The following is a 14455-nucleotide window of genomic DNA, read 5'->3' as shown; positions in this document are numbered from 1 at the left end:
TATTGTAAAATTACCTCTTTATAAATAACAGGTGGCATCGGCAATGGTTTTGATTCCAAAAAACTACTCGCGGCTGGAAAGCGGTTACCGTGAGAAAGCACTAAAAATCTATCCATGGGTGTGTGGGCGCTGCGCACGGGAGTTTGTTTATTCAAACCTACGCGAATTAACTGTTCACCATATCGATCACGACCATACCAATAATCCGGAAGATGGCAGCAACTGGGAGTTGTTGTGTCTATATTGCCATGACCACGAACACTCGAAGTACACTGAAGCCGAGCAGTACGGCACAACCGTTGTGGCGGGGGAAGATGCGCAAAAAGATGTTGGTGCAGCAACCTATAATCCCTTTGCCGATCTAAAGTCGATGCTTAATAAGAAGAAATAGAGCCAGCAACATCCGCTTTTGGCTAAGTCCCGCAGACATTGAAGCGGGGCTGCCACCAGCGAACAGCAGAAGTTATCCTCTCACGGATAATGAGTTGTTCGTAAGCGCTCTAAAATTGAATGGTTCGAATTACCGAAACACTGAGATTTCAAGTGCCGCAAGGATTGCGGCTTCCATTTTCTCCGGGGTGGTGAACGGTGCAAAACGTTTGAGCGGTTCACCGTCGCGACCGATCAGGAACTTAGTGAAGTTCCACTTGATCCGCCCACCCAGCACGCCGGGCAATTCGTTTTTCAGATAACGAAACACCGGGTGCGCTGCGGTTCCGTTGACCTCTATTTTCTCGAACATCGGGAAGCTTACACCATAGTTAATGTGACAGGTCTGCGCGATTTCGTCGGCATCGCCGGGTTCCTGTTTACCGAACTGGTTGCAGGGGAAACCCAGCAGCACCAAACCCTGGGCGGCGTATTTCTGGTAGAGCGCTTCAAGGCCGCTGTATTGTGGCGTGAAGCCGCAATGGCTGGCGGTATTAACGACCAGAACCACCTTACCCGCGTAGTCGGCCATAGAGATAAGCTGGCCGTCCAGACTGGTGGCGGTAAGTTGATGAAAGGTTGTCATATCGGAATCCTCAAAGCAGAACCAGTTCGACGTCGACATTGCCACGTAGCGCGTTACTGCCGGGGCACAGGGCATGGAGAGTAAATCCTGTTCCTGATTGCGTAGCAGGCCTGAAATTGTGTGCGATACATCTTTGCAAAGTCGAACGAAAAGAACAACAAACAGGCGACCCTTGTTCTGCTCTCCTTGATTAACACACTATGAAGTTCGTTGTGCGTGTTTTGGTACGAAACCAAACATCGTGTCATCATCGGACTGTTATGAGCGAGAAGCGAAACGTTAACAGGAATCAATAATTAACTGTATAAATAAACAGAATTAAGCACTAATCACTCGTAGCCCTTTTGCGCTGTCTGCGGCCATCGCCTTGCTGGTGCTCGTTTTCACGGTTGATGAGCGGATCGATACCGTTTGCCAGTAACTGGCGCGTTTCGTCCCTCATGCGCCGTGCATCAGCAAGGGACACGGCGGGGTAGGCACCGAATGCCATCATGGCACGTTTTTTAGTAGTAGTTTTGTAATAGCGAAAGCGCCAGGTTTTTGTACCAGATGGTTTGACGAACAGCAGCAGCCCGCCGCCGTCATGCAATGACAATTCTTTATCCGTCGCTTTGGCGGCTTTGACTTCCGTGTTGGTGAGGGGCTTTGCCTGAATTGCCATGATCGTTTCCTTTGGGACTACGGTTTTATGGGACTATGCCGAGTTAGTCCCAAATGTAGTCCCAAAGTTTCCGGCTGTAAACGGGGTATCCCGGCAGATAACAGGCAACAAAAAACCCGCAAACTCAGAGAGGATGCGGGTTTCTGTGGGGTTTCCGTCAGTAACCGGTACTTACGGAAGTAGTATTTGGTCGGCACGAGAGGATTTGAACCTCCGACCCCCGACACCCCATGACGGTGCGCTACCAGGCTGCGCTACGTGCCGATGTTGTGGGCGCCTATACTACCGTTTCCCGGAGTGATTGCAATAGCCGCCCCAAGCGACTGCTTTAGATTTAGGCAGTTAGTTGGCAATAAATCGCCGTTCAGCCGTCAGCACCTGTAAGAGTAGCCCCAACTGGGGTTTTTCACTGGGTAACCGCCGTCCATCAGGGGCGTAAGCGCGGTAGCTGCCGTTGCGCCCCAACAGAATGATTTGCTGCGGCGTGATAATGGTCAGCCCATTGTTGTCCCCGTTGATGAGCCAGTTAGTATGCCGTCCGGCGCTGAACAAATCCTCACCCTGAGAGTAATCTTCCGTCGCAGTTTTAACATGCAGCAAACGCTGCATTAGCGTGGTCATTACGTCTTTCGGGTCGGTCATTTTGCTAATGGTTTGCGCTGGGGTTTCCGGCCAGTGCACCACCAGCGGCACCTGTCGGTGTTCGCGGTTTAACGGCGACGGGTCGTCGTCTTTGAGGCGTTCGGCGCTGCTCTGCTCTGCGGTAATCACTACCACCGTCTTATCGAGCAGGTTTTTCTCCCGCAGCGTAGAGATGATGCGATCAATCTGTTCATCAATGCTGACGGTGTCCTGACGATAACGACGTTGTTGTTCGCTGGCAGAAAGCGAACGACCATTGCTGCCTGCCGTGTTGTGGGTAAACTCGATAAACGAGAACCAGGGCGAGTGAGCATCGGTATTGCTATCCAGCCATTTGGTCCATTGGGTGGTGATGGCTTCATCGCTTTGCGGTTGTGCCGGCGGAAGCGAAAAATCAGACAACAGTGCCTGACGGTACAAAGGGCTGCTGAATCCGCTGGCTGAGAACAGGCCAAACTGGTAACCCTGCTGGCTTAATGCGTCGATCAACGCAGATGGTTTGCTGCTGCCCAGCACGCCATCCATATAGGTGGTGGAGATGCCATAGAACAGGTTGAACAGGCTGCCATCCTGCTGAGTACCGGCGCTGAAATGATTGCTAAAACGTACATTTTCTTCAGCGAAGCGCGCCAGATTGGGCATGGAGTGCGGTGTATCCTGGTCCGGTACGCTGTCCATTACCACCAGCAACAGGTTATAGCCGCTGCCGGCGTCGCGGAAACTGATGTCGCTCAGCGGATACTCTACCGACACCGCATCCGGATTGCCCTGCAATGCCAGACGGCGCTCATATTCTTGTGCATTGAGCAGGCCGTGTTTTTCCAGGAAACGGCGTGCCGTCATCGGGTAGGAAAGGGGGAGATTGGCGCGCTGCATGGTTATTGGGCGGTAGAAGTTGGCGTCAGCCCAAATGTACATCAGATGCGATAAGCAAAACGCCACGATGAATACTGTTGCCATGGGTTTGGCGAAATGGCGACGGTTCAGGCTGCGTAGCTTTTGCCAGCACCAGGTGCCAAACAACATCTCCATCATGAAGAGCATTGGCACGCCGATGAACAGTAACTGCCAGTCACGCACCATTTCGCTCTGGTCCGGGTTGGTGACCAGATCCCAAACGGTCATGTTCAGGTGGAGATGGAACCGGCTGAATACGGAGGCATCAACAATCAGCAACGTCTGGCCAGCGGTGGCAAGTGCCGCAGACAGGAAGCGCAGCAACCGCTGCGACATCACAATAAATGTCAGCGGAAAAATGATCAGCAGGTAAGCGGAAAAACCAATAAAGCTGAAATGCCCCAGCCAGCTTACCAATGAATACAGCTGGCCTGGCAGCGATGATGGCCAGTCGGTAACAAACAGATAACGGCTACCCAGCCCCAGTGCGAGCAGAATGTTGAACAGGGCAAACCAGTGCCCCCAGCTTATCATCTGGGAGACTTTTTCTCGGTAGCACGGGCGGTTGGTTACCATAAACGGGCCAGCATCAGTGGATGTCGTTGGTTTTTATGGACGCCTGCAACGCGCTGGCAAACGAACCCGCCAGCGCTTCGCGTTGTTTCGGATTAGCGATGCTGGTATTGAGCAGATTGGTGACCATGTTACCCAGCACCATCAGTGCGAGGTCGGTCGGGGTGTGGCGCTTCTCCAGCACATTGGCCAGATCAGACAGCAACTGTTCGATTTGTTCGTCACTATAACGGGATGATTGTGGCATAAAATCGTGTATCTCAGGTGATGAAAGGCAAATATATTACCGTATAGAGACGTGGTTTTCCGCACTTTTATCAACACCGCGTTTCAGAATCGGGATGCTTTGAGTTGCATGGCGGAACCGCTGGTGCTTGAATACGCTCCTTATCAGAAGGAGAGTTTACCATGAGTCTGGATATCGACCAGATTGCCCTGCACCAGCTAATCAAGCGTGACGAGCAGTCGCTGGAAATGGTGCTGCGCGATTCGTTGCTGACCGTGAACGGCGCGGTCAGCGATATGATGGCGGAGCTGCACCGCGTTTACAGCGCGAAAAGCAAGGCGTACGGTCTGTTTAATGAAGAGAGCGAACTGGCGACGGCATTACGTTCCTGCCGCAAAGGTGATGATGATTTTCTGGCATTTTCCCGCGCGGCTACCGGTCGGTTACGTGATGAACTGGCAAAATATCCGTTTGCTGAGGGGGGCGTGGTGCTGTTTTGTCAGTACCGGTATCTGGCGGTGGAGTATTTGCTGATTGCGGTGCTGAACAGCTGCAATAGCCTGCGGGTCAACGAACAGCTGGATATCAGCAGCACCCATTATCTGGACATTCATCATGCGGATATTGTGGCGCGTATCGATCTGACCGAATGGGAAACCAGCCCGACATCTACCCGCTATCTGACTTTCCTGAAAGGTCGTGTTGGCCGTAAGGTATCTGATTTTTTTATGGATTTTCTGGCAGCGGCGGAAGGGCTGGATACCAAGGCGCAGAACAAAGGGCTGTTGAAAGCGCTGGATGATTACTGCGCCGATGCGGAGCTGGATAAGAACGAACGTCAGCAATATCGGCAGCAGGTATACAGCTACTGTAACGAGCAGTTGCAGGCGGGTGAAGAAATTGAGCTGGAAGCGCTGTCGAAAGAGTTGCCGCCGCTGGGCGACAAAACCTTTCAGGCGTTTACTGCTGAGCAGGGTTATGAACTGGAAGAGAGTTTTCCCGCAGATCGCAGTACGCTGCGGCAGTTGACCAAATTTGCCGGCAGCGGCGGCGGGCTTAGCATTAATTTCGATGCGCTGCTGTTAGGCGAACGTATTTTCTGGGATCCGGCTACGGATACGTTGACCATCAAAGGTACGCCACCTAATCTGCGCGACCAGTTGCAGCGTCGGTTCGGCGGCGGCGATCGCTGATTTTTCCTTCCCAGCTTACCTTTTTCTGGTGACGGCGCGTACAGGCAGGGTGATTCCTGCCTGTAAACTGGTTTGGCCACACTTGCCCACTGTTTTATGATGGGTACTCGGCTGCTTGTGTTGTGAGATTCCCGTGCGTTCGACTTTTGACATGCTGCTGGCGGTGTATGACCGTGCGGCGCTGATGCTTATTTGCCTGTTTTTCCTGACGCGGACGCGACATTTTCGTCAGTTGCTTCAGCAGGATGAGCATTCCCGCTTTGACCTGGCGGTAGTCACCGCCATCTTTTCGCTGTTCGCGCTGTTTAGCACCTGGTCCGGCATCAATGTGGAAGGGTCATTGGTGAATGTGCGCGTGGTAGCGGTGATATCCGGCGGTATCCTGTTCGGGCCATGGGTCGGCATCACCACCGGCGTGATCGCCGGTGTTCACCGTTATCTTATCGATATTCATGGTATTACGTCGGTGCCTTGCCTGATCACCAGTATGGTGGCCGGGTTTATCTCTGCCTGGATTCACCGCCGCATCCCGCGTGATCGTCACTGGAGCGTGGGTATTGCTGGCGGTATGTTGTGCGAGTCGCTGACTATGTTGCTGGTGGTGCTGTGGGCGCGGCCATTTTCTCTGGGGCTGGATATTGTCGCTCATATTGCGATTCCGATGATTCTGGGGGCGGTCAGTATTGGATTGATTGTATTGCTGGTGCGTAGCGTGGAAGGGGAAAAGGAGGCGATTGCCGCCCGGCAAGCCAAGCTGGCGCTGGATATCGCCAACAAGACATTGCCGCTGTTCCGCCACATCAATAGTCAGTCGCTGAGTGCGGTATGCGATATTATCTGCCGCGACATCCATGCCGATGCGGTGGCGATCACCAATACCACGCAGGTGCTGGCCTACGTTGGGGTAGGGGAAGAGAATTATCACAGTGGTGATCGCGACCTCAGCCCGACAACGCAACTGGCGCTAAAGAGTGGAAAAATCATCATCAAAAATAATGATGAAGCGTACCGCACCCCGGAAATTCATTCGATGATTGTGATTCCGTTGCGGGAAAAAGGTGAAGTGACCGGTACGCTAAAAATCTATTACCAACGGGCACACCGCATTACCTGGTCGCTGAAAGAGATGGCGATTGGGTTGTCGCAGATTATTTCCACCCAGCTCGAAGTCTCACGGGCTGAGCAGTTGCGTGACATGGCGAACCGCGCTGAGTTACGGGCGCTGCAAAGCAAAATCAATCCGCATTTTCTGTTCAATGCGCTTAACGCTATCTCTACTTCCATTCGGCTGAACCCGGATACGGCGCGTCAGCTGATTATCAACCTGTCGCGCTACCTGCGTTACAATCTGGAGCGCAATGACGAAGAACTGATTGATATTAAAAGCGAACTCTATCAGGTCAAGGATTATATCGCCATTGAGCAGGCCCGTTTTGGCGACAAACTGACAGTGATTTACGCCATTGATGAAGAGGTGAGTTGTCATATTCCCAGCCTGCTGATTCAGCCGCTGATTGAAAACGCGATTATACACGGCATCCGCCCTTGTAAAGGTAAAGGCGTGGTGACGCTGAGCATTCAGGAGCAGGGGGAACGCATTCGGATCGCGGTGCGGGATACCGGCAGCGGCATCAGTGACGAGGTGATAGCTCGCGTTGAGCGTAATGAACTGCCGGGCAACAAGATTGGTCTGCTCAATGTCCATCACCGGATCAAACTGCTGTATGGCGAAGGGCTGCGGATTCACCGACTTAACCCCGGCACGGAAATCGAATTTTTTATTACCCGTGACAACGTTAATCGTGCAGACAGCACGGTGGCGTTTCCCTCGTGAACAGGCTGCGGCAGGAGAAAAGCATGAAAGCGATCATTGTTGAAGATGAATTTCTGGCGCAGCAGGAATTGAGCTGGCTTATCAAACAACACAGTCAGATAGAGATAGATGCTGTATTTGATGATGGCCTCGACGTATTGAAATATCTGCAAGATAACCGGGTCGATGCGATCTTCCTTGATATCAATATTCCCTCGCTGGATGGGGTCATGCTGGCGAAAAACATCAGCCAGTTTGCCCATAAGCCGTTGATTGTTTTCATTACTGCGTATAAAAATCATGCGGTTGAGGCATTTGAGCTGGAGGCGTTCGACTATATCCTCAAGCCTTATCATGAAACCCGGATTATCGGCATGTTGCAGAAGCTTGAAGCGGCGTGGCAGCAACAGCAATCACCTGCTCATACCGGCAGTGACAGTAACCGTCCGGCGCCAATGACCATCAATCTGGTGAAGGATAAGCGGATTATCGTCACCAACATTCATGATATTTATTACGCCGAATCCCATGAAAAACTGACCTTTGTCTATACCCGGCGTGATGAATTCGTGATGTCGATGAACATAAGCGAGTTCTGTAGCCGGTTGCCGGAAGCGTATTTCTTCCGATGCCACCGGTCATACTGCGTTAATTTGAGCAAGATCCGCGAGATCGAACCCTGGTTCAACAACACCTATATCCTCAAACTGAGCGATCTGGATTTTCAGGTGCCGGTCAGTCGCAGTAAAGTGCGCGAATTTCGCCAACTGATGCGATTGTAGCGGTAAGAGGTCAGACGTCGGACATTAAAACGTGCATCCATACCGTTCTGGGTGCATTTCATTCCCTGATTCATGCCGTTCATGCCGTTAGTAAATCTGTGGTTATCGCCCCTATTTATACTGGTGCCATTCGCTGGCCACTTTGCCAGCTTTGTGTTCACACCAGAAAAATCGAGGCTACCGTTATGAACGGAAAACCAGTCAATCGCGGCATTATTGTTGCCGGGACCATCCTGGCCCAAATGGGGTTGGGGACCATATACACCTGGAGTCTTTACAATCAGCCGCTGGTTGACAAATTCAACTGGCCGCTCAGTTCCGTAGCGACGACCTTTTCCCTCACCAGCTTTTTTCTGGCGTTTGCCACACTGTTTGCCGGGCGTATCCAGGAACGCATCGGTATCCGCAAGCTGACGCTTATCGCCGGTCTGGTGCTGGGTGCCGCACTGATGGCGACGTCCAGGGTGTCGTCGTTGCCGATGTTATGGTTGTTGATAGGGGTGGTGGTGGGTTTTGCCGACGGCAGCGCTTACATCACTACGTTATCTAATTTGATTAAATGGTTCCCGAATCGTAAAGGCGTGATTGCCGGGATTTCGGTCGGTGCGTACGGGACCGGCAGTCTGGTGTTCAAGTACATCAACAGCGCGTTGCTGGCACAGGTCGGTGTGTCCCAGACTTTCTTCTGGTGGGGGATAATGGCTTTGCTGATGATTACCGGCGGTGCCATGCTGTTGAACGATGCTCCGGTACAACCCGCTCAGGCAACGGCTCAGGGCGGTAACGTCAACTTTACTGTCAGTGAGATGTTGCGTCGTAAAGAAGCCTGGCTGCTGTTTGTGGTGTTCTTTACCTCCTGCATGAGTGGGCTGTATCTGATCGGCATTGTGAAGGATATTGGCGTGAAAATGGCGGGGCTGGATGCAGTGACGGCTGCCAGCGCGGTATCGGCGATTGCGATTTGCAATACCGCGGGTCGGCTGATTCTGGGTTATTTGTCTGACAACGTGGGACGTTTGCGGGTGTTGAACTTTACGCTGCTGGTGACGGCATTGGCGGTGACGGTAATGGCCTTCCTGCCGTTGAATGCCATGACGTTCTTCCTGTGCACAGGGGCAGTAGCTTTCTGTTTTGGCGGGAATATTACCGTCTATCCGGCAATTGTGGCTGATTTCTTTGGCCTGAAACATCACAGTAAAAACTACGGGCTGATTTATCAGGGATTTGGTTTAGGCCCATTGGCCGGTTCCTTTATCGCCGCCGCGTTGGGTGGATTCCACAGTACCTTTATCGCTATTGCGCTGCTGTCGGTAGTCTCGTTGGTAATAACCCTGTGCATCCAGCCGCCGAAAGCGCCGCACGAGCAGGATACGCCATTACTTCCACAGGGTAGTCACGCCTGATAAGTTCACCTGAATGCGTATAGTCACGCTACCGCCATTATATTGATGGCGGTGGCGTTTTTTTTGGAGTGGAACACGATAAGTAGGGTGGCGTTCTGGCAAGATAGCAGGAATCTGTCGATGGGAGAAAACAAAAACGCCGCACAGGGTGTGCGGCGTTTTTGCTGGCTCGTCGAAACGTTGTTTGTGTAATTACACGCGAACGAAGTCGATGTGAGTCAGTTTCGGCTTGAACGGATGACGCTGAACAGCCTGGATTTTTACTTTAGTTTCTTTGCCATCGATAACCAGAGCGATTTCACCGTACAGCGCTTCGCTGTTACGATCTTCCAGGTTTTTAACGATATCGTGGTCCAGTTCGATGGAAACCGGTGCTTCGCTGCCACCGTAAACGATAGCGGGGAATTTACCGGTAGTGCGCAGGCGGCGGCTCGCACCCTTACCCTGCTCTTTACGTACTTCTGCGTTGATAGTAATCATTGCTTTCTCTACTTAATAAAATGACCCTGTTACAGGCGACCCAGCAACAGGCAGGATAACCCTGCTTTTGGTTTAAATAACGGATACGGTTATTCGAAATAAAAGCGGGCGAGATTCTAGCGGAATATGGTGGCGCGGGCAAATAAAACCATAGCGGAATTAGCCGCGCAGTTCATGGGCGCGGCGATAGCGGCCCTGATAATCGAACAGTTTTTCCCGCACCTGCCAAAATTTGCCCTGCAGGCGTGCCACCACGAAGTCCGGTGCACGCAGCAATGCCTGCTGGGCCACCACGTCGTCGGCGCGTTGCCAATGGAACGGGACGCCGGGCGCACGTTGATGCACCCGCAGAAAAACATGGTTAAACGCATTGCGCTGAGCGGGAGTGTGCAGCCGGAAACGTTCGCTGACATCCGCGCCGTCTTCATCGTAGTAAGTGACGCGCAACCATTCACCTTTGGCATCGATACCGTATTGCAGGTTCATGCCGCTGCAGCGCAGTACCAGCGCGTCTTTCAGTTTCAGCGCCGCTTTCAGCATGTCGTCTGGGTCTACCAGTACTTCATCGCAGGTCTGGCAGCGTCGCGCGGCGATATCGTTTTCCGCGCCACAGTGTGGGCAGCTTTTGAAACGAAAGCGGTAATCGCATTGTTGCCTCCGCTCTTGTTCGTCCGCCTGCCATCCCTGGCAGCGGCGGCCATAATGCTCGATCACACTGCCATCGGCGGTACATTTTCCCCAGAACAGGTTGGCGAAACCACATTGTGGACAGAATACCTGCACCGGCTGGCTATCGCTGTGCGGTTTGCTGTGGCCGACTTCAGGGGTGTAGAGATCAAACGGATTGCCGGCGTAATCCAGTATCAGACAGTCGGTTTTACCGGGGAACAGACGCAAGCCACGACCAATAATTTGCTGATAAAGGCTGACGGATTCGGTCGGGCGCAAAATAGCGATCACATCGACGTGCGGTGCATCAAAGCCCGTCGTCAGCACCGAGACGTTAACCAGATAGCGCAACTGTTGCTGTTTGAAGGCGACGATCAGCGCATCCCGCTGTGGTGTGGGTGTTTCACCGCTGATAAGCGCGGCCTCGCCAACTGGCAATAACCCTTCAATTTCCCGTGCGTGTTCAACCGTGGCGGCGAAAATCATCACGCCTCGCCGGTTAGCGGCGTACTGCGTAATTTGACGGACGATATGCGGCGTGACTCGCTGCTGACGCGTTAGCTCCCGGTTCAGCTCCGCATCGCTGAACGATCCATTGCCGAACAATCCGTTGCTGCGCGCCGCCAGTTGGCTGAAGTCATACTGCACCACCGGCATATCCAATCGCTGCGGCGGCACCAGAAAACCGTGTCGGATCATGTAGCGCAACGGTAATTCGTAGATGCAGTCGCGGAACAGGCAGCTATCGTCGCCGCGGATCATGCCGTGATAATGGTACTGATAGATCCAGCCCTGACCCATACGATAAGGGGTAGCGGTCAATCCCAGTAGCCGCAACTGGGGATTGGCCTGTTGCAACTGCTGGATGATTTGTTGGTATTGGCTGTTTTCATCGTCACTAATGCGGTGGCATTCATCGACGATCAACAACGAGAAGGCGGCATCAAATTTGTCGGAATGCCGCGCCACAGACTGCACACTGCCAAACACCACTTTGCCTTCGCTGTCGTGCTGATTAAGCCCGGCGGCGAAAATATCCGCCTGCAAGCCCAGTGCGCAATATTTAGCGTGATTCTGCTCTACCAGTTCCTTGACATGCGCCAGTACCAATACCCGTCCACGCGCCAACCGTGCCAGCTCGGCAATCACCAGGCTTTTGCCGGCACCGGTAGGCAAAACGATTACCGCCGGAGCAGTATGCTGGCGAAAGTAGGTAAGGGTGGCGTCAACCGCTTCTTGTTGGTACGGGCGCAGTGTAAATGACATTAGTGGCGGCAGATTTTGCTTTCGTGGGTGGTAAAGCCGTTATCTTGCGCAATGAATTTGCCTTTGTCAGCCAGAAATTGCACCAGCCCGGCAGCGGTCATATCGGTGGCGGAACAGGTATGAAAGCGGGCATTGCAGCCAAAATGCGCTTCAATGGCGGCAATCAGTTCATCGGTGGTAAAGGATCTGTCGGCAGCCATCATCATATGTAATACTTCATGACCGTGAATCGATGACATAATAGGTCTCCTGATAATTATCGGGTGATGAATCATCGCCGATGTGGCGAGATGACGGGTATGTACTCTTTATTTCATTTTCTGACTGATAACCGTCAGGACGGAAAAAGAGTAAAGTTGCTTTTATTATGCTCTTTTAAACAGTATCAACAGGCGGTTTATATCAATATCTGATGTGAAAGATCTGATATGAAAGCCGATACCTTTTCCTATCAGGCGATGCTCGGCGTTGCGCCTGATCGGTAATGTGTGACGACCATAGGCAGCAATTCATTAATGCGATTGGATAAATTTCTTTCCCAGCAGTTGGGGATCAGCCGTTCGCTGGTAGCGCGCGAGCTGCGTGCACAGCGTGTGACGGTAAACGGTGAAGTGATAAAAAATGGGGCATTCAAACTGCTGCCGGAACATGAAGTGGCGTTTGACGATAATGTGCTCGAACAGCAGAACGGGCCGCGTTATTTCATGCTCAATAAGCCGCAAGGGTATGTGTGCTCAACCGACGACCCTGATCACCCGACGATTTTGTATTTTATCGATGAACCGGTGGCACACAAACTGCACGCCGCCGGACGGTTGGACATCGATACCAGCGGTCTGGTACTGCTGACCGACGACGGTCAGTGGTCACATCGTATTACCTCTCCGAAACACCACTGCGAAAAAACTTATCTGGTGACACTGGAACAGCCGCTGGCACCGGACACGGCAGAGAAATTTCAGGCTGGCGTGCAATTGCACGGCGAGAAGGATCTGACTCGCCCGGCAACGCTTGCGCCAGTTTCTGAGCATCAGGTACGGCTGACTATCAGCGAAGGCCGTTATCATCAGGTAAAACGCATGTTTGCTGCGGTGGGTAACCATGTGGTGGCGCTGCATCGTGAACGCATTGGCGCTATTACACTGGATGGTTCGCTGGAGCCTGGCGAGTATCGACCACTGACGCCGCAAGAGGTTGCCAGTATCGGGCACTAGTCTGTCCCTCCGTTGTTTCGCCGTATCTCTGTTTCACCGTATCTATCGATAACATCCTGCCGCCCGCCGCTATCGTGGCGGGAAATTATTGCTTATCTGGAGAGTCGCTTTCGTGCAACCATTCTTATCTTCGCGCGTTGGTCTAATTTTTATTCTGGGGTTGATATCGATGTTGATGCCCATCGCCATCGATATGTATTTACCTGCATTACCGGTGATCGCAAAAGAGTTTTCGGTCGATCCAGGCCGGGTACAGATGACCCTGAGTTCGTATGTGCTCGGTTTCGCTATTGGGCAGGTTTTTTACGGCCCAATGTCAGACAGTATTGGCCGTAAGCCGGTTATTCTGGGTGGGGTGCTGATTTTTACGCTGGCAGCGGCCGCCTGTGCGTTGTCGCAAACGGTTGAGCAACTGATTCATATGCGCTTTCTGCATGGTTTGTCGGCTGCGTCGGCCAGTGTAGTCATCAATGCGTTGATGCGGGATAGGTTCTCGAAGGATGAATTCTCACGCATGATGTCGTTTGTCATTCTGGTGATGACTGTAGCGCCGCTGCTGGCACCGATTATTGGCGGTGCGTTACTGTTCTGGCTTAGCTGGCACGCTATCTTCTGGACTATTGCTGCCGCGTCGCTGGTGGCGACAATTCTGGTGTGGTTGTTCATTCAAGAAACCTTGCCGGTGGAGCGGCGGCAGCACTTCCATTTACGTACCACCGTGGGGAACTTTTTCCTGTTGGTCCGCCATCGTCGTGTTTTCAATTACATGTTTGCCAGCGGGTTGTCGTTCTCCGGCATGTTTGCCTTTTTGAGCGCCGGGCCGTTTGTATATATCGATCTGAATGGCGTGTCTCCCCAGCACTTTGGGTATTACTTTGCACTGAATATCGTGTTTCTGTTTCTGATGACGTTGCTCAATAGCCGCATTGTGGCGCGCATGGGGGCGATGTTCATGTTCCGGCTGGGGCTGATTATCCAGTTTGCGATGGGAATATGGCTGATTGTAGTCTGCGGTTTCCATCTTGGATTTATTCCACTGGTGATTGGCGTGGCGTTATTCGTAGGGTGTGTCGCTACGGTGGCGTCCAATGCAATGGCGGTGATTTTGGATGACTTTCCCCATATGGCCGGAACGGCGTCGTCGCTGGCCGGTACCATGCGTTTCGGATTGGGATCGCTGGTGGGCACATTGTTATCACAGGCGACCTTCCATAGTGCCTGGCCGATGGTAAGCGCTATGGCGTTCTGCTCGACAGGGGCACTCGGTTTATTCCTCTACGCCAGTCGGCGTTAAGATTCGTTTCACAACGCTCTTTTCTGATTGGGCTGCCAGCGTATTGCTGGCAGTGTTCGTTTGTTGTTCTTTAAATGTAAAAATCTTGAACCAAAAGTGAATAATTCGAAGAAATGGGTTGAGGTGCTGGGAATAAAAGGTTACATATAGCGCGAAATCGATCAGAATCGTGATCTTGTTAACGTTTTGAACGGTGACTAATCTGAGCGTCATACTGATGAGATGGACTCATCACGAAAATATGTTGCTTTTTTGTATTCTTGTGGTGATAAAAATAGGGGGTAGAGCAAAAAAACTTATCGCTTTATGTTATAATTTTGTGAATTT

14 protein-coding genes and 1 tRNA gene are annotated in these 14455 nt (G+C 52.2%); 7 read left to right on the top strand and 8 right to left on the bottom strand.

All coding sequences use genetic code 11. The features are described 5' to 3' along the window. The first annotated feature begins 43 nt into the window (after positions 1-43). A complete protein-coding gene (gene yajD / locus Dpoa569_RS10985; protein ID WP_042870077.1) occupies positions 44-391 on the top strand; it encodes an HNH nuclease YajD in 348 nt (115 codons plus the stop codon). A 129-nt stretch (positions 392-520) separates the two neighbouring features. Here the strand turns inward: yajD and Dpoa569_RS10980 are convergent, their stop codons facing one another. The 5 genes from Dpoa569_RS10980 to Dpoa569_RS10960 form a co-directional block, all read right to left on the bottom strand. Continuing rightward, the gene (locus Dpoa569_RS10980) at positions 521-1015 is read right to left on the bottom strand and encodes a glutathione peroxidase (protein WP_042873874.1); all 495 of its coding nucleotides are present in this window, start codon (positions 1013-1015) and stop codon (positions 521-523) included. Positions 1016-1340: 325 nt separating this feature from the next. After that, on the bottom strand, positions 1341-1676 hold the full coding sequence (locus Dpoa569_RS10975; protein WP_042870080.1) for an integrase arm-type DNA-binding domain-containing protein: 336 nt from the start codon (positions 1674-1676) through the stop codon (positions 1341-1343). A gap of 187 nt (positions 1677-1863) precedes the next feature. Then, positions 1864-1940 (bottom strand) — tRNA-Pro (locus Dpoa569_RS10970). A gap of 78 nt (positions 1941-2018) precedes the next feature. Next, positions 2019-3791, bottom strand: coding sequence for an LPS biosynthesis-modulating metalloenzyme YejM (yejM, locus tag Dpoa569_RS10965; RefSeq protein WP_042870082.1), 1773 nt, complete (start codon positions 3789-3791; stop codon positions 2019-2021). Positions 3792-3804: 13 nt separating this feature from the next. Beyond that, positions 3805-4035 carry a YejL family protein gene (locus Dpoa569_RS10960; RefSeq protein WP_042870084.1) on the bottom strand — a complete coding sequence of 77 codons (231 nt, stop codon included), beginning with the start codon at positions 4033-4035 and terminating at the stop codon, positions 3805-3807. Between the two features lie 161 nt (positions 4036-4196). Here Dpoa569_RS10960 and yejK point away from each other — a divergent pair, with 161 nt between their 5' ends. The 4 genes from yejK (at position 4197) to Dpoa569_RS10940 (ending at position 9205) form a co-directional block, all read left to right on the top strand. Then, complete coding sequence (yejK, locus tag Dpoa569_RS10955) at positions 4197-5207, top strand: nucleoid-associated protein YejK (protein ID WP_042870086.1); 1011 nt, start codon at positions 4197-4199, stop codon at positions 5205-5207. Positions 5208-5340: 133 nt separating this feature from the next. Beyond that, positions 5341-7041, top strand: coding sequence for a sensor histidine kinase (locus Dpoa569_RS10950; protein ID WP_042870088.1), 1701 nt, complete (start codon positions 5341-5343; stop codon positions 7039-7041). Between the two features lie 23 nt (positions 7042-7064). Next, complete coding sequence (locus tag Dpoa569_RS10945; protein ID WP_042870091.1) at positions 7065-7802, top strand: LytR/AlgR family response regulator transcription factor; 738 nt, start codon at positions 7065-7067, stop codon at positions 7800-7802. A gap of 185 nt (positions 7803-7987) precedes the next feature. Beyond that, positions 7988-9205, top strand: coding sequence for an L-lactate MFS transporter (locus tag Dpoa569_RS10940; RefSeq protein WP_042870093.1), 1218 nt, complete (start codon positions 7988-7990; stop codon positions 9203-9205). Positions 9206-9397: 192 nt separating this feature from the next. Here Dpoa569_RS10940 and rplY read toward each other — a convergent pair whose 3' ends face one another. The 3 genes from rplY to Dpoa569_RS10925 all read right to left on the bottom strand — a co-directional run bounded on the left by rplY (position 9398) and on the right by Dpoa569_RS10925 (position 11859). Further along, a complete protein-coding gene (gene rplY, locus Dpoa569_RS10935) occupies positions 9398-9685 on the bottom strand; it encodes a 50S ribosomal protein L25 (RefSeq protein ID WP_042870095.1) in 288 nt (95 codons plus the stop codon). 159 nt (positions 9686-9844) lie between these two features. Beyond that, positions 9845-11620, bottom strand: coding sequence for a DEAD/DEAH box helicase (locus Dpoa569_RS10930; RefSeq protein ID WP_042870097.1), 1776 nt, complete (start codon positions 11618-11620; stop codon positions 9845-9847). Next, positions 11620-11859 carry a YecH family metal-binding protein gene (locus Dpoa569_RS10925; RefSeq protein WP_042870099.1) on the bottom strand — a complete coding sequence of 80 codons (240 nt, stop codon included), beginning with the start codon at positions 11857-11859 and terminating at the stop codon, positions 11620-11622. Before Dpoa569_RS10925 ends, Dpoa569_RS10930 begins: the two co-directional genes overlap by 1 nt. 276 nt (positions 11860-12135) lie before the next feature. Here Dpoa569_RS10925 and rsuA point away from each other — a divergent pair, with 276 nt between their 5' ends. Next, the gene (gene rsuA, locus Dpoa569_RS10920; protein WP_042870100.1) at positions 12136-12834 is read left to right on the top strand and encodes a 16S rRNA pseudouridine(516) synthase RsuA; all 699 of its coding nucleotides are present in this window, start codon (positions 12136-12138) and stop codon (positions 12832-12834) included. A 169-nt stretch (positions 12835-13003) separates the two neighbouring features. Beyond that, positions 13004-14128, top strand: a complete 1125-nt coding sequence (locus tag Dpoa569_RS10915) for a Bcr/CflA family multidrug efflux MFS transporter (RefSeq protein WP_407643795.1) — start codon at positions 13004-13006, stop codon at positions 14126-14128. The last annotated feature ends 327 nt before the right edge of the window (positions 14129-14455 follow it).

Source organism: Dickeya poaceiphila (assembly GCF_007858975.2).
GTDB classification, from domain to species: domain Bacteria; phylum Pseudomonadota; class Gammaproteobacteria; order Enterobacterales; family Enterobacteriaceae; genus Dickeya; species Dickeya poaceiphila.
This window is presented reverse-complemented; position numbering and strand designations above follow the sequence as displayed.